Source organism: Gardnerella sp. c12Ub_1 (assembly GCF_055804375.1).
The window spans coordinates 438583-462323 of record NZ_JANUZC010000001.1 but is presented as its reverse complement, the minus strand read 5'-3'; the positions used below and the strand labels follow the sequence as shown (position 1 = coordinate 462323).

At 41.1% G+C, this 23741-nt stretch carries 17 protein-coding genes; 15 read left to right on the top strand and 2 right to left on the bottom strand.

Annotated elements, in window-relative coordinates:
• The first annotated feature begins 10 nt into the window (after positions 1-10).
• The 9 genes from NYP65_RS01875 (at position 11) to NYP65_RS01835 (ending at position 13040) form a co-directional block, all read left to right on the top strand.
• Positions 11-856 (top strand): ABC transporter permease, encoded by an 846-nt coding sequence (locus NYP65_RS01875; RefSeq protein ID WP_248899203.1) that lies wholly within the window; start codon positions 11-13, stop codon positions 854-856.
• Positions 846-2516: an ABC transporter ATP-binding protein gene (locus NYP65_RS01870; RefSeq protein ID WP_473410527.1), complete on the top strand. Its 1671-nt coding sequence runs from the start codon at positions 846-848 to the stop codon at positions 2514-2516. Before NYP65_RS01875 ends, NYP65_RS01870 begins: the two co-directional genes overlap by 11 nt.
• Positions 2517-2697: 181 nt before the next feature.
• Positions 2698-3198, top strand: coding sequence for an S-ribosylhomocysteine lyase (locus tag NYP65_RS01865; RefSeq protein WP_128814079.1), 501 nt, complete (start codon positions 2698-2700; stop codon positions 3196-3198).
• Positions 3199-3258: 60 nt separating this feature from the next.
• Positions 3259-3804, top strand: a complete 546-nt coding sequence (locus tag NYP65_RS01860) for an N-acetyltransferase (protein ID WP_415697258.1) — start codon at positions 3259-3261, stop codon at positions 3802-3804.
• Positions 3805-3902: 98 nt separating this feature from the next.
• On the top strand, positions 3903-5258 hold the full coding sequence (gene alr, locus NYP65_RS01855) for an alanine racemase (RefSeq protein ID WP_473410526.1): 1356 nt from the start codon (positions 3903-3905) through the stop codon (positions 5256-5258).
• An 83-nt stretch (positions 5259-5341) separates the two neighbouring features.
• Positions 5342-6625 carry a deoxyguanosinetriphosphate triphosphohydrolase gene (locus tag NYP65_RS01850; protein WP_101896596.1) on the top strand — a complete coding sequence of 428 codons (1284 nt, stop codon included), beginning with the start codon at positions 5342-5344 and terminating at the stop codon, positions 6623-6625.
• 56 nt (positions 6626-6681) lie between these two features.
• Complete coding sequence (gene dnaG, locus NYP65_RS01845) at positions 6682-8784, top strand: DNA primase (protein WP_473410525.1); 2103 nt, start codon at positions 6682-6684, stop codon at positions 8782-8784.
• 90 nt (positions 8785-8874) lie between these two features.
• Positions 8875-12057 carry an alpha-mannosidase gene (locus NYP65_RS01840; protein ID WP_473410524.1) on the top strand — a complete coding sequence of 1061 codons (3183 nt, stop codon included), beginning with the start codon at positions 8875-8877 and terminating at the stop codon, positions 12055-12057.
• Positions 12058-12074: 17 nt separating this feature from the next.
• Positions 12075-13040, top strand: a complete 966-nt coding sequence (locus NYP65_RS01835) for a nucleoside hydrolase (protein ID WP_115793897.1) — start codon at positions 12075-12077, stop codon at positions 13038-13040.
• A gap of 133 nt (positions 13041-13173) precedes the next feature.
• Here NYP65_RS01835 and NYP65_RS01830 read toward each other — a convergent pair whose 3' ends face one another.
• Positions 13174-14889, bottom strand: coding sequence for an acetolactate synthase large subunit (locus NYP65_RS01830; RefSeq protein ID WP_473410523.1), 1716 nt, complete (start codon positions 14887-14889; stop codon positions 13174-13176).
• A gap of 263 nt (positions 14890-15152) precedes the next feature.
• Here NYP65_RS01830 and NYP65_RS01825 point away from each other — a divergent pair, with 263 nt between their 5' ends.
• The 3 genes from NYP65_RS01825 (at position 15153) to NYP65_RS01815 (ending at position 19025) form a co-directional block, all read left to right on the top strand.
• On the top strand, positions 15153-16346 hold the full coding sequence (locus tag NYP65_RS01825) for an SLC13 family permease (RefSeq protein ID WP_116689595.1): 1194 nt from the start codon (positions 15153-15155) through the stop codon (positions 16344-16346).
• A 390-nt stretch (positions 16347-16736) separates the two neighbouring features.
• Positions 16737-18110, top strand: coding sequence for a PTS ascorbate transporter subunit IIC (locus tag NYP65_RS01820; protein WP_473410522.1), 1374 nt, complete (start codon positions 16737-16739; stop codon positions 18108-18110).
• A gap of 186 nt (positions 18111-18296) precedes the next feature.
• Positions 18297-19025, top strand: coding sequence for a GntR family transcriptional regulator (locus NYP65_RS01815; protein WP_004133239.1), 729 nt, complete (start codon positions 18297-18299; stop codon positions 19023-19025).
• A 102-nt stretch (positions 19026-19127) separates the two neighbouring features.
• On the opposite strand, the gene rpsT is transcribed toward NYP65_RS01815, so the two are convergent.
• The gene (gene rpsT, locus NYP65_RS01810; protein WP_004130697.1) at positions 19128-19388 is read right to left on the bottom strand and encodes a 30S ribosomal protein S20; all 261 of its coding nucleotides are present in this window, start codon (positions 19386-19388) and stop codon (positions 19128-19130) included.
• A 182-nt stretch (positions 19389-19570) separates the two neighbouring features.
• Between rpsT and lepA the strand changes: the two genes are divergently transcribed.
• Genes lepA through NYP65_RS01795 form a run of 3 tightly spaced genes read left to right on the top strand, consistent with a single transcriptional unit; the run spans position 19571 to position 23271 of the window.
• Positions 19571-21451, top strand: a complete 1881-nt coding sequence (lepA, locus tag NYP65_RS01805; protein ID WP_004133237.1) for a translation elongation factor 4 — start codon at positions 19571-19573, stop codon at positions 21449-21451.
• Positions 21452-21504: 53 nt separating this feature from the next.
• Complete coding sequence (gene hemW / locus NYP65_RS01800; protein ID WP_018639143.1) at positions 21505-22770, top strand: radical SAM family heme chaperone HemW; 1266 nt, start codon at positions 21505-21507, stop codon at positions 22768-22770.
• 45 nt (positions 22771-22815) lie between these two features.
• Positions 22816-23271: a tripartite tricarboxylate transporter TctB family protein gene (locus NYP65_RS01795; RefSeq protein ID WP_102705049.1), complete on the top strand. Its 456-nt coding sequence runs from the start codon at positions 22816-22818 to the stop codon at positions 23269-23271.
• The last annotated feature ends 470 nt before the right edge of the window (positions 23272-23741 follow it).

The window sequence follows — 23741 nt, the reverse complement described above, 5'->3', positions numbered from 1 at the left end:
GATTCAAGCAATGATTAAGTTTTTAAGACGCATTTGGCGCGGAATTATTGGAAAATTCGTTTGCATTATTTTGTGCTTGTGGATTTTTGTAGCTGCGCTTTCTTTTGTGTGGACGCCCTACTCTCTTCTAGAAACAAACGGGTACCAGGTATGGCAAAAGCCTTCTCTAAAGCATTGGCTTGGCACAGATGGCACGGGTGCAGATATGCTTAGCTGGCTTATGGCTGGGTCTAGAGTAGAGATTTTGCTTGTTATTTCAACAATTGCGATTGCAAGCGTTGTTGGATTTATTGTTTTAAGCTTTACGATTTGCCGTGTTCAAAAAATTCGTTCCATAAGCATTATGGCAGTAGACGCTTTAATTTCCATTCCAACAGTTTTGATTGCTCTTATGCTTGCTGTTCCTCTTGGAGCATCTGTTCTTATAATCATGCTTGCATGCGGATTTGGCTACGGCTTAAATCTTGCTCGTATTTTGCGGCCAAGTGCTGTTCTTGTTCTTAAGTCTAATTATGTTGATTGCGCGATTTCTAATGGCGCTAGCAGAAGTTATGTTCTTTTAAAGCATGTTCTTCCTAATATTTTGCCAATTGCTTCCGTTCAGCTTTCGCTTTCTGCAGGAACTGTCATTTTAGCGGAAAGCGGATTGACTTATCTAGGTGTTGGTGTTCCTTCGGGAGTGCCGAGCTGGGGTCGTGTTCTTTCTACTTCGGTTACTTTGATTCACGTTTATCCGCTTGCAGCTCTTTGGCCTGGTCTTGTTGTTACATTAACAGTTTTAGCTCTTAATCTTTTTGGCGACGTTTTAAGAAGTGCTACAAATCCAGCAAATAGGGAGTCTAAGAATGAGTCTTGATATAAAAGGATTATCGCTTAGCATTGGATCTTCGCGCATTTTAAGTGATGTTTCACTTAACGTTAAAGATGGCGAGCGCGTTGGACTAGTTGGATCTTCTGGCTCTGGCAAATCAATGCTTTTAAGAGCTGCGATTGGCCTAGTTCCGTCTAATTGCAAAATCACTGGCTCTTGCCGCGTTGGCAATGCCCAAACTGTTGGCGCTAACGATTCTGCGCTTGCAAATATTCGTGGCAAGTATGTTGGAGTTGTTTTTCAGCAAGCGGATCGCGCGCTTAACCCTGTTATGAGTGTTAGCGAGCAAATCTCGTTACCTCTTAGGCTTCATTACAATTTAGAAGAAGACGATATTCAAAATCGCGTTAAAGTCATGCTTGAAAAAGTTGGTTTAGGTACAAATATTTTGAATAAGCGTACTTTTGAGCTTTCGGGCGGGCAAATGCAGCGAGTTGGAATTGCTACAGCGCTTATAACTTGCCCTAAGCTAATTCTTGCAGACGAGCCGACTACTGCTCTTGATTCTGTTACGCAAAAAGATGTTGTAAATATGCTCACTTCTTTAGTCGATAATATGGGCGCTTCAATGCTTTTTGTTACTCACGATTTTTCTGTTCTTTCTTACGCTGCTACGCGTTGCTATGTTTTGGATTCTGGGCGATTAGTCGATAGTGCGCGCGTTGGTGAATTGCTAGAAAATCCTAAGGTTCACTCTACTAAGCAGCTTGTTCTTGCAGCGCGCGCTTTAAGTCTTAGTAAAAATGATTTAAGTCTTAGTAATAAGAATGATTTAAGTCTTGATGATAAGAATGATTTAAGTCTTAGTAATAGGAATGATTCTTCTAAAGATGATTGCATTTTTAACGCTAAAAACGTTCACGTTGTTTTAGGAAGCTCAAAGACTCGAGTTGAAGCATTAAAAGGCGTTGACTTTAATCTTAAAGTTGGTGAATCTTTAGCACTAATTGGCGGATCTGGAAGTGGTAAAACAACTTTGATTCGCTCTTTGCTTGGATTGCAAGAAATACGCCAGGGGAGTATAGAATATTGCGGAAAAGTTGTTGAAACCGTTGAAAATGCTAGAAAATCAAATTTGAAAGATTCTGCTTACGTAAATATGAGAAGACAATGTTCGCTTGTATTTCAGCATCCTTTTGCAGCTTTAGACCCACGTTGGACAGTTAGAAAAAGCGTTGCTGAGCCGCTTGAAATATGGCGTAAAAACATGAGTTCTGATTCAAATACTGTTGATTCACATGTTATTGATTCTAAAGTAGATGATGTTTTGAATTTAGTTGGATTAGATCCTAGTGTTTTTGGCAAAAGATACCCTTGCCAGCTTTCTGGCGGACAAGCTCAATGCGTTGCGATTGCGCGCGCGCTAATCAATAATCCTAGAGTTTTGGTTGCAGATGAGCCAATGAGCGCAATCGATGTTGCTGAGCGCACAAGAATCTTAAATGCTTTTAATGTGATTCGCGCAAATCGCCCTAATATGGCGTGCATATTCGTTAGCCACGATCTTGGTATGATTCAGCATTTAGCTTCTAGCGTTGTTGTTCTAAAAGATGGCGTTGTTGTTGAATCTGGGCATGTAAGTCAAATTTTAACTAATCCAAAACATAGCTACACTCGCGAACTTATTGATGCTGCTACTTTGTAAGTCTGTATCGGTAAGTCTTGAAAGTTTGTACGCAAATAAGTGTTGCAAGTTTAATAAAAAATATTTTTAGATTCGCGTTTATGTGTGTTTGGCAAGAATAGCGTCTAATATTGTTAGTAATCGTTGTTTGCGCATGTTTACGCATATATTTGCGCATGTATTACAAGTTAGGAAAGATAAAATGAGCGAAAATCAAAATAATCAGCCAACACCTCGTCCAGAAAGCTTTGAGCTTGACCACACTAAAGTTAAAGCTCCATACGTTCGCTATATTGACACTCAAAAAGGCCCGAATGGAGATGTTATTTCTAACTACGATATTCGCTTAACTCAGCCTAATCAAGAGGCTATTCCTACGGGCGCTTTGCACACTATCGAGCACACAATTGCTGTTCTTTTGCGCCAACGCATTGAAGGCTACATTGATTGCTCTCCATTTGGTTGCCGCACAGGATTCCACCTTTTAACTTGGGGAACTCATAACACGGAAGATGTTGCGCGCGCGTTGAAGGAATCGCTTGAATTTATTGCGTATAAAGCTACTTGGGAAGATGTTCCAGCTACAACTATTGAGTCTTGCGGAAACTACCGCGATCATAGCTTATTTGGAGCGCGTCAATGGTGCAAAGATATTTTAGATAAAGGCATTAGCTCCGATCCTTTTGAGCGTAAGATTGTGTGACTTGTTGCGTTCGCTTGTGTAATACTGTAAAATCGCCATATTCTAAGCATAGGGGGGTGTATGTGTGAAATAAGATTGAGGAAAGCAACTCTTAGCGATCTAAAAGATATTGAAAATATTTATGAGAGAGCAAGAGTATTTATGGCAAATAATGGCAATCCTCATCAATGGGGAGATCGTTTTCCTCTAACATCTAGTGTTATAGAAGATATTCGTTTGAACCGTTTTAATCTTCTTGTAGACACGGACCCAGACTTTGGAGAAGAGCGCATTTTGGCACAATTTGCACTGTGCGAGGGACTTGATGAAGTCTACGCAAAGATTGACGGAGCTTGGCTAGATGACGTTTTGCCATACGTTACAATCCATAGACTTGCATCTTCGGGAGTCAAGCCAAAAATGGCAAGAGAGTGTTTAAAATGGGCCAAGAGCAACTACTCTAATGTTAGAATCGACACTCATCCCGACAACTTGATTATGCAAAAAGTTATTTTGCGAGAAGGCTTTAGCAAGTGTGGTCTTGTTGTAATTCCAGATCGCGCGCATAGTGCAACTAGAATCGCGTATCAATGGTTGCGCTCGCATAATCATGTAATACGGTATTAGAAGTATTAGCAGTATTAAGATGTAAGTCAAAAATACTTGCATATATAGTAGATATAAAAGTAAACGTAAAACTAAAACGAAAAGTAAAGGCGCAAGATATGTGTAAAAATTCGAGTATACAAGCGATTTTGCAAGAAAACTATGCTCGCGCCTTAAGCACATACCCAGGGCAGGTAATCGTTGATTTAAAAGCGCTAAGAGATAATATGCGAACTCTTGTTGAGCGTGTTTCTAAAGATTTGAAGCCTGGGCAAAAGTCGCCAGCAGTTATGGGAGTTGTTAAAGCAGACGGTTATGGTCACGGGCTTATTCCTAGCGCGCTCGCAGCTTTAGCAGGGGGAGCAACTTGGCTTGGTACAGCTCAGCCTTATGAGGCTTTACGGCTTCGTAAATGTGGAATTGACTCAAGCAGATGCCGTATTCTTACGTGGCTAACCAGCGCTCCAACGTCTCTTTTTGCAGATTTAATAAACGCGGATATTGATATTTCTGTTGGCTCGCTGGATTCAATTGACGCTGTTGCGCTCGCTGCTAAATCGGTTGGAGCTACCGCTCGTGTACACGTTAAGGTAGATACAGGATTTGGCAGAAATGGTTTTACGCCTGCAGGCTTTAGTGATGCTTTAGAAAAACTTAGTGAATATTCTAGCCAGGGATTAATCGAAGTTATTGGGCAATGGAGTCACTTGGCTGTTGCTGATTGCCCAGACGTTCCAGAGTTTGTTGCATCTACAGATAGGCAGATTGAGCAATTCCACGATTTTACTCGAAGAATGCGCGAGGCTGGTTTGGAGCCTAAAATCCGACATTTAGCTAATACAGCTGCAACTCTTAACAGGCCAGAGATACGATTTGAGCTTGTTCGCCCAGGAATTGGATTGTACGGATACGAGCCAGATCCTGTTATGGGAGCGCCTCAAGCTTACGACTTGCGTCCAGCTATGACTTTACAAGCGCAATTAGGAACAGTTAAATCTGTAGAAGCAGGGCATGGAATTTCGTACGGGCGCACGTATTTAACGCCAGACAATACAAGCACAGCAATCGTTCCACTCGGCTATGCGGATGGCATTTTGCGCGCGTCTAGCGGATTCGATATGCAAGGCTCTCGTCATGTTAATAAGCCTGGAGGCCCTGTGCGCGTGGAAACCAAGAGCGGCGCTAGGATTTTGCATGTTTCGGGGCGCGTTTGCATGGATCAATTTATTGTTGACTTAAAAGGCAGCGCTAAAGAGCTTGGAATTAAAGAAGGAGATACAGTAAGGCTTTTTGGGCCAGGCAGAGGCCTTGAATATGCGGAGCCAACGGCAGACGATTGGGCGACGGCTGCAGGAACAATAAGCTACGAGATTATGACTGGGATTGGCCCTAGAGTTCCTCGATTGTATAAGAATGCTTACGAAGTTTTGCCTAAAAAAGACATAAAAATGTTGGATGAAAAAAGCTTAATCTAAATTTTTACGGTTTTAGCGACTCATTGAGTTAGCGACTTTACGCTTTTAGATTTGCTTCTTGCAATTAGTGGAGGAGGTTTTTAATGTGTAACGATGTGATTGCTTCCGATAACGAAGTTGTTGGCGAATACAGCTTGCACGATACTGAGCGCTGGGCTAGCGAGCCTCACCACACGCGCGCTCGCACACCATTTGAGCGAGACAGAGCTAGAATAATCCACTCTTCAGCGCTTAGAAGACTCGGCGCTAAAAGTCAAGTGCTTGTAGCAGGCTCCGACGATTTTGCTCGCACGCGTTTAACTCACACTTTGGAAGTTGCGCAAATTGGTCGCCAGATTGCTGCAATGCTTGGAGCAGATCCAGATGTTGTAGATTGCGCTTGCTTAGCTCACGACTTAGGTCATCCTCCTTTTGGTCACAATGGCGAGCGCGCGCTTGCTCAAATCGCAAGCAATATTGGTGGCTTTGAAGGAAATGCTCAAACTCTTAGACTTTTAACGCGCTTAGAGCCTAAAGTTTTTAGAGAAAATGGCGCTAGCGCAGGCGTAAATCTTACGCGTGCAAGCTTGGATGCTGCTGTTAAATATCCTTGGGGTTTTGATGAAGCAAAAGCGCACGATAAAGGCGAGCGTGACTTAAAATTCTGCGTTTACCCAGACGATAGGGAAGTTTTTGATTGGCTAAAAAGTGGCTCTCCGCGTGAATCGAAGCCTATGGAGTGTCAAATTATGGATCTTTCCGACGATATTGCATACAGTGTTCACGATATTGAAGATGCAATTGTGACTGGAGCTTTTAACACGGAGCTTGTTTGGGATTCAAGCGTTGCAGATCAAGTTGTTCAAGAAGCTCATAATTGGTACGGCAGCCAGTGGGATGCGGATAGTCTTTTGGCGGCTTTTAAGCGTTTGCGTTCTCTTAACATGTTCCCTGATTCTTATGACGGCTCTAGAAGGTCGCTAGCTCATCTAAAGAATATTACTAGTGCTTTAATTGGCAGGTTTGCAAGCTCTGTTGAGCGAGCAACTCGAGAAAAATACGGCAACGGCGCTTTAATTCGCTACCGCGCAAACGTTGTGATTCCGCCAGAAACATCTTACGAGATAATCGTTCTTAAAAGCTTGGCTGTGCATTTTATAATCCAACCTAGAGAGCGCGAGTTTTATAGGCGTGAGCAAAAGATTCTAACGGATTTGGTGGAGGTGTTTATGAGCAAGTCTCCGCGAGCACACGATGCTATGGAATCTGTGTTTATAAGCGATTGGAATGCTTGCTCTAGCGAAGACGAGCGTTTAAGAGTTGCGATTGATCAAGTTGCAAGTCTTACAGATGGATCTGCTACAGCTCTTCATGCCGCTTTGTGCTAAACTACGAGTTTTTCATAGAGTGTCTGTAGCCTTCGGTTTGCGATAAGCTAGAGATTATGGCTGGAATGATTGTAAAGGAAGACGTTGAGCGTGTGCGCGCTGCTGCAGATTTGTACGATATTGTGTCTGCAACTGTTACGCTTAAGCCTTCTGGAACGGGTACTTTTGTGGGGCTTTGCCCGTTTCACGATGAAAAAACGCCTAGTTTTAGCGTTCGTCCAAGCTTGGGTGTCTGGCATTGCTTTGGTTGCGGTGCTGGCGGAGATGTTTTTAAGTATGTTGAGCAAAAAGAAAACATTGATTTTCGCGAGGCAGTAGAGCTGCTAGCGGATCGCTACCACGTTGAAGTTCATTATGACAAATCGCAAGATGCTAAAGATAATTCTCATGCTGGCTCCAAGCGCGCTCGTCTTATAGAAGCAAACGAGGAAGCTCAACGTTTCTTTGCGTCTCAAATCAACTCTAAAGAAGCGTCTGCAGCGCGTAGTTTGCTTGCTGGACGTAATTTTACTCAAGCTCAATGCGAGCGTTTTGGTTGCGGATATGCGCCAAACGGGTGGGATAATCTTGTTCGCTATTTGTCTAATAAAGGTTTTACTCGTCAAGAATTATTAGACTCAGGCTTAGCTCGCCAAGGTCAGCGCGGAATTTACGATTACTTCCGCGGCCGATTAACGTGGCCTATTCGAGATTCTACAGGCCGCACTTTGGGCTTTGGCGCTAGAAGGCTTTACGACGACGATTCTATTAGCGCAAAGTACATTAACACTCCAGACACTGTGTTGTATAGAAAAACGCAAGTTCTTTACGGAATTGACATTGCTAAGTCGAATATTGTTAAAAAGCGCCAGGTTGTGATTGTGGAAGGCTACACGGATGTTATGGCTTGCCATTTAGCTGGTGTAGATACTGCTGTTGCAACTTGCGGAACGGCTTTTGGTGCGGAGCATGCGAAGATTATTCGCCGACTTATTGCAGACGATTCTTTGGGAGCGATTCAGCTTGTTGGCCCTGTAAAAGTAGAAGGTCAAAAAGTTAGTTCGCGTATTGTTTTTACTTTTGATGGAGATGCGGCAGGCCAGAAAGCTGCGTTGCATGCTTTTGGCTTAGATTCAGCGTTTTTAACACAGACTTTTGTTGCTGTTGCAGATAATAACTTAGACCCTTGCGATTTGCGTATTCAAAGGGGAGACGAGGCTGTTCGCTCTTTGATTGCGCGCGCTAATCCTCTTTACGATTTTGTAATTGACACTGTTATTCGCCGTTTTGATACGTCTTTTGCAACAGGTCAGATGGGGGCTGTTAAGGCGGTTGCTCCTCTTGTTGCGCAAATTCGAGACAGGTCTTTGCTGGACTTATACACTAGAAAAGCTGTTAGAAATATTGGTGTTGATTTAGACGTTATGCGTAAGGAAGTGGAGTCTGCTAGAAGGCGATTGCACGTTGTAGACGATGACGCTTATTCTAAAGGCTACTCTTCCAACGTTTATGCGGATTCTCGCGTGTTTGATCAGCGTTCTCAAAGCATGAATGAAGCTGCTGTAAAAACAGCCATGCTTAGAAGTGCGTACAAGAATCAAAGCTATTACAAGGTTGACGATTCCGTGTTTATGTGCGAACAGCAGTTTATGGCTGTTCTTATGCAATCTCCTCTAGCATTTAGCGGCCAACTTTTTGCGCATCTTACTTTGAATAATTTTATTACGCCAGTTTTTAGAACTCTTTTCCAAGCATTTGTTGCTTCTGGAGGCTTGCCTAGCACAAATATTAGCCAAGGTCTTTGGTTGCACACTATTACTAAGGCTGCAGGCCCTATGTTAGAAGGCGTTATTAACGAGCTTTCTGTAATGCCTTTGCCATTGTCTCTAAGCAAAGGCTTAAGTGGAGCTTCTTCCATTAACTCGTCAGCTGCTTACGATTATAGTGGCGAAGGCACTAAAGGCGGGTCATCCAGTCTTTTGCGTGTTCCTAGCGAAGAAGAACAAAAGTATGCAAACGAGCTGCTTATTAAGCTTCTAGACGTTGGCTTTATGCGAAAAATCGGAGCTATTAAGCTTAGAATGAGTAAGCTAGAAGATGGGAGTGAAAAGCTTAATCTTTTAGGTCAGATTACTAGATTAGAATCTGCTCGAAAAGATCTTCAATCGCAAATTTTATAAGATTTATCAATTACTTGTTTTGTCTTTATATACCGAGATACGTGATTTATGTATAAATGCGTAGTTGTGTAAGAAAGAAGTGTAGGAACAATGTTTTTATTACCTGAGCAGCAGTTGAGTCGCTGTACAAGAGTTATGCAACAACGCTTATATCCGTATATAAACACTATTTTATCGCATTGTAAAATTCGAGCGTATGAGATTGCTGGAGAACCTATTTCTTCTGGCGAATTCTTCTCTAAGTTAAAAAGAAACGATATTGCGTTTCGTTCATTTAATGCTCCATGTGTTTGGGGAACAACTTGGGGTACAACGTGGTTTGAAGTTACAGGGTCGATTGATTTTTCAAAGGTAAAAGGGCGCAAAGTTGAGCTAAATGTTGATTTAGGTTGGATTAGCAATCTTTTTCCTGGTTTTCAGGCAGAAGGATTAGTGTATAACGTTGACGGAAGAGTTATAAAAGCTGTAAACCCTTGTAATCATTGGGTTCCTTTGATTGATGAGCATAATAATCGTTCTATTAGTATTGATGAAAATGGTAATTTTACTTTATATTTGGAAGCTGCAGACAATCCGTTTGTTGAAGGAGCTACTCCGTTTTCTCCTACTGATTTAGGAGAGCGTGCTACTGGAAAAACTGAATGCCAATATATGTTGAAGTATATTGACGTTACTGTTTTTAATCGTAATATTTTTGATTATTACATGGATCTTCAGACTGTAAGTTCTTTGATGCGCGAGTTAAGCGATGATAATCCGCGTTATTGGAAACTAGCTAAATCTTTACAGCGCTCCTTAAACGCGTATGATGAGCATGATTCTTCTACTGTTCAAAATGCTCGTAAAGCGTTGCATGATGTATTAAGTCAGCCTGCTGCAGCAAGCTCTATAAAGCATATTGCTGTTGGGCATGCTCATATTGATTCTGCTTGGCAATGGCCTGTGCGAGAGACGCACAGAAAGGTTGCGCGCACAGTATCTAATGTTTTGGCTCTTATGGATGAGGACCCTGATTTTACTTATGCTATGAGTTCTGCTCAACAATACGAGTGGCTAGAAAACGAGCATCCCGATTTGTTTGAGCGTATGAAAAATAGGATTAAGGAAGGACGTTTTATACCTGTTGGAGGTATGTGGGTTGAGTCTGATGTAATGATGCCATGTGGTGAATCTTTAATTCGCCAAATGACTTTTGGTAAGCGCTATTTTAAGGAGCATCTTGGCACCGATCCGCATGGCATTTGGCTTCCAGACAGTTTTGGATATACTGGATCATTGCCTCAAATCGCTCGCCTCGCTGGATTTGATTGGTTTTTAACCCAAAAGCTTTCTTGGAATGATACCACTAAATTCCCGCATCATTCTTTCCTTTGGGAGGGAATAGACGGTTCTAGGATTTTGGCGCATTTTCCTCCATCTAATACTTATGCTTCATCTGTGAGCATGCATGAGTTAGTTTATTCTCAACGCAATTTTTTGGATAAAGATTTATCTGATAACGCAATATTGCTATATGGTTTTGGCGACGGAGGTGGCGGGCCTACTCGCGAAATGACTGCTCGTATTAGACGTAATCGTAATTTAGAGGGTGCTCCTAGAGTTGATTTCGGCACTCCTGATGAGTTGTTTGAAAAAATACGAAAAGATATTGTTGACGATTCAAATGGTGATACACCAGTGTTTAAGGGTGAGCTTTATCTAGAGTTGCATAGAAAAACTCTTACTTCTCAGCAAGATATGAAGCGCTATTGCAGAATAGAGGAATCATTGTTGCGCGTAGCTGAATATCTTGTTGTTTTAGCTCGAGTTTATGCGCCAGAATACCGTTTTAATAACAATGAGCTTACTAGAATTTGGAAGACTTTATTATTGAACCAGTTCCACGATATTCTTACAGGCTCTGCTATTGCATGGGTTCATAGGCAAGCTAGAGAAGAATATGCTAGAGATATTTCTTGTTTACGTAAAATTATTTCAGATATTGCTAATGCGATTGTAAAAGCTAACAGCACTAACAGCACTATTGGCAGTATTGGCGCGATTGGCACTAGCAGCGCGATTAATATGCGTGAAAATGTAAAGTTATTGACTTATACAGGTAAAAATGATGTTGCTTGGAATTTATATCAATGCAATCAAAGCAGTAAAAATAGTAAAACAACTGTAAAACACAAAAATGATGGTGGAATAATTCTTAATAATAGTGTTTTAAGCGTGATTATTGAACGCGATGGCACAGTGTCTTCTGTTAAAGATATTAAATTTAATCGCGAGCTAATTCCATCTGGTTATCGCATGGCGCAATATGAGATATTAAAAGATGAGCCATCTCAGTGGGATGCGTGGGATGTTGAGCGAGATGCGTTTATGCGGAATCGTAAGATTGATGATTCTTCAATTGTTGACGTTAAAGAACTTTTATCGGGCGGTGTATCTGTTGAAATCTTGGCATGTAAAAAAGATGTTAAGATTCAAACAAATATAATTTTAGAGCCGTGTGTTAAACGACTTGATTTCCATGCGCAAGTTGATTGGAATGCTAAAGAGCAATTTCTAAAAGTAGATATGCCAACATCTATATGTTCAAATAATGCGCAATATGAGTGTCAATATGGTTTAGTCGAAAGGCCAATAGTAAAAAATACTCGTAGTGATGATGCAAAATTTGAATCATGCACGCATAGGTTTGTTCGCATAGAAGATTCCTCTTATGCTGTTGCTGTTGCAAATTCGTCTACTTATGGCGCTGATGCTTCTCCTATTGGCGATTATTCTTCATCTTATGGAACTATGCTCAGATTATCTTTGCTTTCTGCGCCTCTTTACCCAGATCCTAACACCGATCAAGGTAAGCACGAATTTACTTGGTCATTTATTGCTGATGCAAATATGGATTCAGTTCTAAGTACAGCTGATTTTTTGAATTCGCCAATCATTGATAAGCTTCCAGATGTAGATCCGCTGTTTACGATTCATAGAAACTCAGGCCTAATTGAATTAGATTGGGTTAAGCTGGCCGATGATTGTTCTGGAGATATAATCTTGCGTATTTACGAGCCATCTGGTGGATACGCAAATGGGCAAATAAAACTCAATAAAATCTTGCGCGCGGCTTCGATTGAAGAGGTAGATCTTATGGAAATGCCATTGTTGCACGGTATGCCTACAGCTTTGCACAAGAATAATGATGAGTTAAATATAGAATTACGTCCTTTTCAGCTATGCTCATTGCGTATTCACATTGCATCTGAAACTACAGTTTCTATTAATTGATAGGATGTTGAGAGTTTATGAAAAATAAAGGAATTTATTCTAAAAAGAAAATAATAATAGATACAGATTGTGGTTCGGATGATGCTATGGCAATTGCCATGGCTTTAAATGATCCTAGATATGAGATATTAATGTTTTGCACTGTATCAGGAAACGTGTGCATGGAACAAGCGACTATTAATACGCTTACTACTATCGAGCATGCTGGTTCATATGAGCCACCTGTATATAAAGGAAGCAGAAGCATGCTCTTACGCGATTTGGCTTATGCTCATGAAACTCATGGTAGAGATGGAATGGGTGATATTGGTCTAGTGCCTCATCGTTTGAAAGAAAGTAATGGTAATGCTGTTTTGAAAATGATTGAAACTTTGAGAAACAGTGAAGATGGTGAAATAGACATTATTGCATTAGGGCCATTAACTAACATTGCTCTAGCTATTAAGGTTGATTATGAAGCGATGAAAAAAGTTGGTCGCATAGTCGTTATGGGATCTGCTGGTTTAGGCCGTGGAAATGTTTCTCCTGTAGCAGAATTCAATATTTGGCAAGATGCAGAAGCTGCAAAGATATTAGTTGATTCTGGTCTTAAAAATATTATGTTTGTTGGATGGGACGCATGTTTGGGAGAATGCATGCTGAATCCACAAGAAATTGCTAATATTCGCAAAAGTGGAGAACTCGGTAAGTTTGTTATTGATTGTAATAGGGAATTAATGGAAATGAATGTTAGCCGTTTTGGGGATGCTTATCTAGATATGGCAGATCCATCTGCCGTTGCCGCTGCGTTATATCCTGAATGTATAAGCGAGTGCACAAAATATTATTGCCAAGTTGATGCAACTCCTGGACCAAGTTATGGCTCAGTTCTTGTTGATGCTAATTTCTTCTCTGGTAAAACTCCGAATGTTGAAATATGTAGTAGGCTTAATCCCGAAAAATATAAAAATTACATTTATCGTACTTTGCATGTTGTAGATTAGCAAAATTTGTTTTTACCAACATACTTTCTATATTGAAATAATATTTAAATACGACCGAGTTTGTTTATTGCTATTCACAAACTTTCTCGGTCGTATTTATATTTAATGCGTATATTTTCAGTATAAATATACTTTAGTTGCCGAAGTCAATATCTCCAAGCTTTTCAATAAGCTTCATGTTTTCGCTATAATCCACTGGGCAAGATATAACGTCAACACCGCTTTCTTGAGCTAAAGCATCTTTAAGCATGCTGTATAAGTCTTCTGGCTTTTGCACAACATGGCCTCTAGCTCCAAAGCTTTCTGCCAATTTTGGAACATTTGGATTAGTAAAATCAACGTATTCGTGTTCTCCAGCGTGCAAGTCCATCTTCCACTTAATCAAACCGTATGCGTTATCTTCCCAAACCAATACCACCATTCTAGAACCAACGCGAACAGCGGTTTCAATCTCTTGAACGTTCATCATAAAGCTGCCGTCGCCCATAACAGCAAGAACAGGCTTTGTGTTGATTTTTCCACTATTATCTTTAATGAACGATGCTCCAACAGCTCCAGGCAAAGTCCAAGCCATTGTAGAAAGACTGTTGTCTATAATGCACGTATTTGGATGCATTGTTGGGTAAAGCCTTGCCATCCACATTTTTAGTGCGCCCGTATCTACAAGAACCTTAGTTCCTTCTGCAACAGCACGACGAGTATCGTAAACAACGCGCTGAGGCTTCATAGGAATGCTGTTATCGTTTTCAAACGAACGCAACTCGTCTGTAATCATTTGACGAATCTTTGGGTGAGTTACGTCAAAAGTAACGTTTCTATCTTTAAGCACACTTGTAAGCGCTTTAAGCGTTTGAGCAATATCTGCCATAATGTTTAGTGCAGTAGGGTAGTGAGCGTCTGTGTCTTCAACAAATGTGTTTATGTGAATAATCGTCTTGTCAATATTTGGATTAATCTTCTTAGGGTCAAATTGCTGAATTGAGAATCCTACAGCAATAATCAAATCTGCTGTGTCGAAAGCAAAATTCTCATAATCCCTATGCATAAATCCAACTACGCCAAGAGCATTCGGGTGGTTGTCTGGGAACACGCCTTTGCCTTCAAATGTTGTTGCAACTGGAACATTAAGCTGTTCTGCAAAATCGAGAAGCTGATCTTGAGCGTGGCTTCTTGCAACGCCGTTTCCCGCAAGAATAATCGGCCTTTTTGCTTGGCTAATTATTTTAGCAGCTTCGTAAATTGTGTCTGGAGCTGGAAGAATATGTAACGGCTTTGGAAGTGGAAGTGGCTTTGCGTCTTCTGGCACGCTCATTTCGCTAATATCTTCTGGAATAACAAGGCATGTTGCTCCTGGGCGCTTTCTTTGAGCGATTGAGAAAGCTTTTCTAACCATTTCTGGAGCCGTGCTTGGAGCAAGCATCATAGAAGACCACTGCGTAATTGGCTGGAATAATGCTACTAAATCAATGATTTGGTGAGATTCCTTGTAAAGTCTAGAAACGTTTCCTTGAGCGCATATTGCAACAAGCGGAGTTGTGCTTGCATTCGCTTGAGCTACAGGAAGTGTAAGATTTAGTGCTCCAGGCCCCAGCGTTGCCAAGCATACGCCTGGCTTTCCAGTAATATGCGCATAAGTTGCGGCCATAAAGCCTGCGCCTTGCTCGTGGCGAGTAAGCACAAAGCGTATATTTCCATTTCGCTCAATTGCCTCTAAAAGTGGAATATTTTCTTCTCCTGGAATTCCAAAAACAACCTCAACGCCTTCGTTTACAAGGCATTCTACGATTAAGTCTGCTGTGTTTCTTTTATGGCTTGCTGTTTTTTGAGCTTGCGATTCTTGATTTGTCATAATTGCGTTTCTCGCTTTGTGCTTAATATGCTTGTTAGCCTTGCGACTTCTTTTCCATTTATAATATAGGCATCTAAGACATGTGTTGCTTGCGCGTGTCACAAAAATGGGCGGATTTTTGCATATTCGCTTTGTGGCAAAACTAAAGCGCTTTTAGCACCCTATGCCTTGTTATTTCAACGATTTTGTCGGGAATTTTTGCCTCTTTGGATTGGGTTTCTTATACAATTGAACGAGTTGCATATTTTTTTTACGGAGGAACGATGAGGCGTTGGCTTCTGAATTTGGTCAAATGTGAGACCATCCTTATTGTGGCCGCCGTTTTAGCTGTTATTTCTTGTTTTTTCGTTCCGCCCGATGCGCAATATTTTAGCTACATTCACGTAAACACTATTTCTCAACTTGTTTGCTTAATGATGGTTGTTTGCGGATTCCAACGAATAGGCGTTTTTAGAAGCATTGGCGCGAATCTTCTTAGAAGAGTTAGGACTGAGCGTGGATTAGTTCTTGTTCTTATGTCTCTAACCTTTTTCTCGGCAATGCTTATTACTAACGATGTTGCTCTTGTGACTTTTGTTCCTTTTGCGATTTCTGTTTTAATGATGGCAAATGCCGAGAAGCACGCAATTCTTATTGTTACTTTAATGACGATTGGTGCAAACGTTGGAAGCATGCTAACTCCTATTGGCAATGCGCACAATTTGTATCTTAAAGCGCTTACTGGAATGTCTACGGGCGATTTTCTTTCCATTATGGCTCCGTACACGCTTACTGCTGCGATTCTTATGATTGCGTTTGCGTTTGTGTTCTTTAGTTCTAAAAAAGTCGATCAATTTGAAGGCTTGCACGGAGACGATATTGAGCAAGGCGTTTTAGCTCCGCATTCTAAATCACCTAAGCCAGACGAGATTCGCGTTATGGGCTACGGTGTTGGCTTTACTCAATGGCGAGTTGTTGTTTACAGCCTTTTATTTATTTTGTGCTTGTGTGGAGTAGCTGGCTGGATTCCAGACTGGATTATGGTTTTGGCAGTTGTTATTGCCTTTATTATTTGCGATTCGCATGTGTTCCGTGCTTTGGATTGGGCTTTGCCTCTTACGTTTATAATGTTCTTCATTTTTATTGGAAACATGCGCAGGGTTCCTGGATTTACCGAGATTGCGCAAATGTGGGTTGGCTCTCATCCTATGGAAGTTTCGGTTGTTTCTAGTCAAATGATTAGTAATGTTCCAACTACTATTTTGCTTTCTGGCTTCTGCGACCAGTGGAAGATGCTTATTATTGGCACTAATCTTGGCGGTATGGGAACGCTTATTGCGTCTATGGCATCTTTGATTTCGTACAAGAGTATTACGCATAAGTACCCTCATAATAAGGGTCGCTATTTGCTTATGTACACAATTGTGAATCTTCTTTTCTTAGCTGTTCTAATTGGCTTAGCTTGGATTATTGAGTAGCGTCTTTTTGGTTTTGCGCGATTTTTGTTGCCATGCGGCGTGTCTTTTATAAGAATTATTGTGATTATTTTCACATATTTTTAAGTTATTGACGAATAAAAGATTATTAATTTTCATATTATATACGATTTTGTTATATTATTTTCTGTTAAATCGCGATTATGCATAATTATTTTCATTTTATTTGCGATATGCCTAAAAATCGCCATAAATTGGATATAACGTTATAACAAATTTATGTCTTGGCTTATCCATTATTATGACTTTTGAATTAAACAAATTTGTGCATATTCTGGTTTGATTTAGCTAATTACACTATCTCTCTTGTAATTTGCGTTTTCATGCCAAAATGTGTCTAAAAATATTAACATACAAAATAAGGAGAGAACTGTGAACGGTATTCTTTCTATACTGCTCGATGTTTTCCGTCAGCCAGCTGTAATAGTTGCAATGATTTCTTTGATTGGACTTGCAGTTCAAGGCAAAAGTTTTTCTAACATTGTACAAGGTTCGATTCGTACAATGGTTGGATTTTTGGTTTTGGCTGCAGGCTCTGGCGTTGTAACTCAAGCGCTTGATCCATTTGGAAGCATGTTCCAATATGCTTTCCACGTTCAAGGTGTAGTTCCAAACAATGAGGCAATTATTGGAACCGTTCTTTTAAAGTACGGCTCGGAATCTGCTCTCATCTTCTTCTTTGGAATGATTGTAAACATTATTCTTTCTCTAACATCTCGCTTCAAATTCATTTATCTAACTGGTCACGTTGCTTTTTACATGGCTAGTATGATTGCAGTAATCTTCAATGTTGCAGGTTTTAATACATTAACTCTTATTGTTGTTGGTTCTCTTGCACAAGGCTTATTTATTACGATTTCTCCAGCGTTGGTGCAATCGTTTATGCGTAAAGCTTCTGGCGAAGATGACGTAGCACTTGGCCACCCTGCTAGCAGTGGTGTTCTTATTGGAACTTTAGTTGCAAAGCTTACGCGTTCTAAAAAGCATCCGTCTAAGTCTACCGAAGATATTAAGTTCCCATCTGCTCTTGGATTCTTAAAAGACACTACGGTTTTGATTGCGCTTTCAATGGCCATTATTTACGTTGTGGTTGCTCTTTTTGCAGGCCCTGAGTTTATTGAGTCAAAGCTTTCGGGCGGTCAGAACTTTATTGTGTTCGTTATTCTTAAAGCAGCAATGTTCTCTGCAGGCGTATTTGTTATTCTTGCAGGCGTTCAAGTTGTTTTAGATGAGATTGTTCCAGCATTTAAGGGAATATCCGAAAAATTGGTTAAAAACGCTAAGCCAGCATTGGATGCTCCTATGACATTCGGTTTTGCTCCAAACGCTGTTCTTATTGGATTCCTTGCAAGCTTTGCTGGAGGAATTGTTGGAATGGTTATTATGGCCTTGGCTGGCACAACAGTTATTATTCCAGGAATTGTTGCGCACTTTATGGCTGGCGGTGTTACTGGCGTGTTTAGCAATGGTCAGGCTGGTAGAAGAGGATGCATTATAGGCGGTTTCGTTAATGGCCTTGTTATTACATTCTTGCCTTTGCTTCTTTTGCCTGTTTTGGGCAATATTGGCTCTGCAAATTCAACCTATTCCGATGCTGATTACGGTGTAGCAGGCGTAATACTTGGCTATTCCAACGTTGTGGGCGGAAGAATTTTGATTATTGTTGCAATCGCTATTTTCTACGTTCTTTTCTATGCGTCGTCAATAATATTGACTCGTTTAGAAAAGAAAAAGTTAAATCGCTAGCAACAAACAATTCTGCTTCTAGCGCGTCGAATTACATATTGGACTAATAAACTGATACTATTAGTTCTATATGTATTCAAAAGAATTTTTGTAAGAATTGTCGTAGAATCATAAGGCTTAAGAATCGTAGGATTTTAGGCAATTCTTACAATTGTTTTTCTAATCATCCTGTTTGGAGAGTGAATTGTGACTGAAGGTGTACCTAAATATGTAGCAGTGCGCGATAATCTTAGAAAGCGCATTGACTTAATGAAGCCGCAGGAGCAGCTCCCTCCAGAATTAGAATTATGCAAACAATACAACGTTAGTCGAATAACGCTTAGGCATGCAGTAGATAGTTTGATACTAGAAGGCTTGCTTGTTAGAATCCAAGGAAAAGGAACTTTTAGAGCAAAGAATATTGTTCATAGCTCTAATCGAGAAGTTATATCAGATAAAATTCAAGGATTCTATCAAAATTATTCCGAAAACAATACAAACGTGCGAATCAAGGTTATTCAAAACAGCATTGTTAAAGACGAGTCGGCTGCGCATAAACTTGGGCTAGACGAATCAGAAGACTTGATTTGCATAAAGCGACTAAAATACGTTGATAACGTTTTATCAAGTTATATTGTTGTTTATCTTTCGGCATCTAGATTCCCTAAGGTTTTGAATATCGATTTTTCTAAGCAATCAATAGTAAATTTCTTGGAAAGTGATTATGCTGTAAAGCTTTACGAAAATGATTTATTGATTCGCGTTGAACAGTTATGCGACGATATGTCTGAATTTTTGCATGTTGAGCCAAAAACGCCAGCGCTTACTGTTGAGTCGATTGTTAAAGATTCTTTTGGCTCTATAATCGCCTATGGAGTTGGTATTCATACGCCTAATTATGGAGATATTCAATTTAAGATGCACGTTAATTCGTAAGCTTTGCGCTGTTTTGTACGATACAAAAATCCCCGCTGCCAAGTGAAATCAAATGGTAGCGGGGATTTTTCAAACTCTAATTAATTCGCACTTATGCGATTATTAAAGAGCGTTGATTGCTACAGCAAGGCCAGACTTGCGGTTTGCAGCCTGATTCTTGTGAATCACGCCACGGCCTGCAGCCTTATCGAGCTTCTGAGAAGCTACTGCAAAAGCAGCCTGTGCAGCAGCCTTGTCACCAGCGGAAATGGCTTCGCGAGTAGCGCGGATAGCAGTCTTCAAAGCAGACTTTACTGCCACGTTACGCTTGTGTGCCTTTTCATTGGTGAGCACGCGCTTTTTCTGCGACTTAATGTTTGCCACTATTACTCCAAACGACGTTTACTATACTAAGGACATACAGTGTGCAAGCATAGCATGGTTTATGGATAAGTGTTTCTAGGCCAGTCAAGTGTTTCTAGGGTAGTCAAGTTGCTAACATTAGTTAGTTGCAATGCTTTTCGCACATTTGATTGCTCGTATAGTCTTAAAAGGAGATATTTGCTTTGATTACACCGCATAACCAGCCAGGATTTACGGATCAATCGTTGATACGCAACTTCTGCATTATTGCGCATATAGATCACGGCAAATCTACTGTAGCGGATCGCATTTTGCAACTTTCTGGAATCGTACCAGAACGCGAGATGCGAGACCGATTTTTGGATCGCATGGATATTGAGCAAGAGCGCGGAATTACTATTAAATCGCAAGCTGTTCGAGTTCCGTGGACTTTTGACGGCAAAGAGTACTCACTAGGAATGATTGATACTCCTGGTCACGTTGATTTTACTTACGAAGTTTCGCGTGCGCTTGCAGCATGCGAAGGTGCGGTTTTGCTTGTGGATGCAACTCAAGGTATTGAAGCGCAGACGCTTTCTAACCTTTATATGGCAATTGAACACGATTTAACAATTATTCCTGTATTAAACAAAATCGATTTGCCTAGTGCGGAGCCAGATAAGCATGCAGAAGAAATAGCTGGCTTAATTGGATGCAAGCCTAACGAAGTCTTACGCGTTTCTGGAAAAACTGGCGAAGGTGTTAAAGATCTTCTCGACCAAATCGTGCTGGAAGTGCCAGCTCCTAGTGGAAATCCTAATGGTGCTGCTCGCGCGCTTATTTTTGACTCCGTCTACGATTCTTATCGCGGAATCGTCACCTATATTCGTATGGTTGACGGCGAGCTTAAATCGCGTGAAAAGCTTCACATGATGGGCATTGGCATGACGCACGATCCTATTGAAATCGGCGTTATTAGCCCAGATATGACTCCGACTAAGGCGCTTGGCGCTGGCGAAGTCGGCTACGTAATTACTGGTGCAAAAGACGTTAGCCAATCTAAAGTTGGCGACACTATTACTAGCGCTGCGCATCCTGCGTCCGAGCCGTTGGAGGGCTACAGAGACCCTAAGCCTATGGTTTACGCAGGTCTTTTCCCAATCGATAACGCGCAATTCCCAGAGCTAAGAGATGCGCTAGATAAGCTAAAACTTAACGATGCTGCTCTTATTTACGAGCCAGAAACGTCGGTTGCATTGGGCTTTGGTTTCCGTTGCGGATTCTTAGGTCTTTTGCACATGGAGATTGTTTCCGAGCGCTTAAGCCGCGAGTTTGGCTTGGATCTTATTTCAACTGCTCCAAACGTAACTTACGATGTTACTAGCGAAGACGGCACAGAGCATCATGTGACTAATCCTAGCGAGTTCCCAGAAGGCAAAATCAAGCGCATTATTGAGCCAATGGTTGCTGCCGATATTATTGCTCCAAAAGATTTTATTGGCGCAATTATGGATTTGTGCCAGGATCATCGCGGCGAAATGGGCACAATGGAATACATTAGTGCAGACAGAGTGGAAATGCACTACAGGATTCCTCTTGCGGAAATTGTTTTTGACTTCTTCGATCAGCTTAAAAGCCGCACAAAGGGCTATGCTTCTCTTGACTACCACGAAGATGGCGAGCAAGCTGCAGATCTTGTTAAGGTAGATATTCTTATTCAGGGAGATAAGGTTGACGCTTTTAGCGCAATTGTTCACCGAGATAAGGCTTATTCTTACGGCGTTATGATGACTAAGAAGCTTCGCGGACTTATTCCTCGACAGCAGTTTGAGATTCCAATTCAGGCTGCGATTGGCTCTAGAATTATTGCTCGCGAAACGATTAGTGCGCTTAGAAAAGACGTGCTCGCTAAGTGCTACGGCGGCGATATTACGCGTAAGCGCAAGCTTCTTGAAAAGCAGAAGGCTGGTAAGAAGCGCATGAAGATGCTTGGACACGTTGAAGTTCCTCAAGAAGCGTTTGTTGCAGCTTTAGCTACAGACGATAATGCGAACGATAGAGACACTAAAGATAAGATTCGCGCTGCGCAAAAGTCCGAAGGCTGAGGCTTATATTGAATTTTGAATCGAATAAGTCTAGTGAAGATTCGCGTTCAATCATGCCTTTTGAAGTGTACGTGCATGTGCCGTTTTGCTTGCGTCGCTGCGGTTACTGCGATTTTAACACGTATACAGCTCGCGATTTAGGCGAAGGCGCAAGTCGAAGTGGATATGCGGATGTTGCAATTCGCGAGATGCGTCTTGTAAAAAAGTGGCAGGAATTCCACGGGATTTTCGAGCCTAAAGCGCAATCTGTTTTCTTTGGCGGCGGCACTCCAACCGTTCTTAAAGCGCAAGATTTAGTGCGAATTTTGCGCGAAATCAGCGAATTATGGGGCATTATGCCTGGCGCGGAAGTCACTACGGAAGCAAACCCAGATACTGCAGACGAGTCTTATATTGAAACGCTTGCAAAAGGCGGATTTACACGAATATCTTTTGGAATGCAATCGGCTGTGCCACACGTGCTAAAAACGCTTGACCGCACGCATACTCCAGAAAACGTAGAGCGCGGAGTTAAAGCGGCGGATTCTTGCGGTTTGCGATCTAGTGTTGATTTGATTTATGGCGCTCCAGGGGAGAGTATAGATGATTGGCGAAAGTCTGTAGAAATGGCTTTAAGCCTGGGCGTTAACCATGTTTCCGCATATGCGCTAACAGTAGAGCCGCGCACAAAAATGGGTCGCCAAATTGCTGCTGGCACAATTCAAGCGCCAGATGACGATGATGAAGCAGCAAAATACGAGTTGGCAGATAGTCTTTTTAGTTCTGCTGGCTTAAAGTGGTACGAGATTTCTAATTGGGCGCGCACTGGTTTTGAGTCTCGTCACAATCTTGGATATTGGAAGAACATTGATTGGGCGGGAATTGGCCCTGGAGCGCATTCGCATTACAATTCGGCGAATGGTCTTAGTAAGCAAAGCATGGATGATTGTGCTGTTTTGGCGGATTCAAGCAAGTTTTACAATCTTAGATCTTGGGATATTTTGCATCCAAAACGCTGGGCGCAGGCGATTAATGCAGGAAACGTGCCTTGGCAAAACTACGAGTGCATAAATAGTGAGGACGCGTTAATAGAAGAAGTAATGCTTGGTTTGCGCATTAGGGAAGGGCTTAGCGTTGATGAATTGTGCGCAAAGATGCGTAAAGCCAATTGCGGATTCGACGATTCGTATTTGCAAAAAGTGCTAATCGAAGTGTGTAAAGAAGATTTGGCAGTGTTGAACGAGAATCGTATTATTGCAACGCGCAAAGGTAGGCTGCTCAACGATTTATTAATCGAAAAAATTGTTGATGCGTGCCAAAATGGCGTAGTTATGCGTTAAAATGATTCGTATTGTGTGAAAATTCAACGCAGAAAGGAATCAATCATGGCAAACCGCAAGGAGCGTAGAGCAAAAGCCAGGCAGAATCGTAGGGGAATCCCGTCTCAATACGATCAAACAAATGGCCGCGGTCGTGGCGGAATGATTGATGAATACAATCTGCAAGAACATTCAAGAAGACTTCAAGAAAACGGTGTTGATGGATGGAAGCCATCTTCTAGCGTTACGCAAAGCCAGAGCAAGATGGAACGCAATATTAAGCGCGCGCAAGCTGGAGACGATACTTGGAACGCTGTGCGCAAGGTTATTGGCGTGTGCTCTTGGGCTGTTCTTTTGCTTTCTGCGTTTGCTTTCTTGGTGATTATGTGGTTGCCAAGCCAGCCAATGGTGCTTGTTATAGCTGTTGCAGTGTTGTTTGCTTTGGGCGTATTTGGCCTGTTCTTTAGCTTTAGCAACTCTAAGCAAAATCCGCGCCTAGACGAGCACGGCACTGCGCTTTAAGCGTATTTAGGTTGATTTAGGTGTGTTTATAGATAGATAAAACTGTTTTTAATAAATTAATAAATTAAGGCGGGCACTTTGGTAACGCAATGTGCTCGCCTTGTTCTTTATACGCATTTATCCATGCAAATCCTAGTCAAATCATACAAAATAAATTTTTTTGATTGCAAAGTTTTAATTTATAAAACTTACTAATAGATTAATAAATTTTCTTCTATTAACATTTAGTTGTATAAATTATTTCAAATGATTATAACAATATGTCATATATTTTTTATTGAAAATCAGTAATTTTCATAAAATTTTCTAAGATTTTTGAAGATAATAAACAGATTATTCACAGTGTTTTATAAGGGTAAATAATATAGGCTACGTGATTGTACTTGCTGTGCAGCTTGCATGATTTTGTGCGATTTTGTATGATTCACGCGACTTGTACATATTGTACTGATATTAATGATTGAATAACA

Excerpts from the sequence above, each read along its gene's own strand:
- NYP65_RS01875 (WP_248899203.1), top strand. The coding sequence starts at position 11 with ATGATTAAGTTTTTAAGACGCATTTGGCGCGGAATTATTGGAAAATTC.
- NYP65_RS01870 (WP_473410527.1), top strand. The coding sequence starts at position 846 with ATGAGTCTTGATATAAAAGGATTATCGCTTAGCATTGGATCTTCGCGC.
- NYP65_RS01865 (WP_128814079.1), top strand. The coding sequence starts at position 2,698 with ATGAGCGAAAATCAAAATAATCAGCCAACACCTCGTCCAGAAAGCTTT.
- NYP65_RS01860 (WP_415697258.1), top strand. The coding sequence starts at position 3,259 with ATGTGTGAAATAAGATTGAGGAAAGCAACTCTTAGCGATCTAAAAGAT.
- alr (WP_473410526.1), top strand. The coding sequence starts at position 3,903 with ATGTGTAAAAATTCGAGTATACAAGCGATTTTGCAAGAAAACTATGCT.
- NYP65_RS01850 (WP_101896596.1), top strand. The coding sequence starts at position 5,342 with ATGTGTAACGATGTGATTGCTTCCGATAACGAAGTTGTTGGCGAATAC.
- dnaG (WP_473410525.1), top strand. The coding sequence starts at position 6,682 with ATGGCTGGAATGATTGTAAAGGAAGACGTTGAGCGTGTGCGCGCTGCT.
- NYP65_RS01840 (WP_473410524.1), top strand. The coding sequence starts at position 8,875 with ATGTTTTTATTACCTGAGCAGCAGTTGAGTCGCTGTACAAGAGTTATG.
- NYP65_RS01835 (WP_115793897.1), top strand. The coding sequence starts at position 12,075 with ATGAAAAATAAAGGAATTTATTCTAAAAAGAAAATAATAATAGATACA.
- NYP65_RS01830 (WP_473410523.1), bottom strand. The coding sequence starts at position 14,889 with ATGACAAATCAAGAATCGCAAGCTCAAAAAACAGCAAGCCATAAAAGA.
- NYP65_RS01825 (WP_116689595.1), top strand. The coding sequence starts at position 15,153 with ATGAGGCGTTGGCTTCTGAATTTGGTCAAATGTGAGACCATCCTTATT.
- hemW (WP_018639143.1), top strand. The coding sequence starts at position 21,505 with ATGCCTTTTGAAGTGTACGTGCATGTGCCGTTTTGCTTGCGTCGCTGC.
- NYP65_RS01795 (WP_102705049.1), top strand. The coding sequence starts at position 22,816 with ATGGCAAACCGCAAGGAGCGTAGAGCAAAAGCCAGGCAGAATCGTAGG.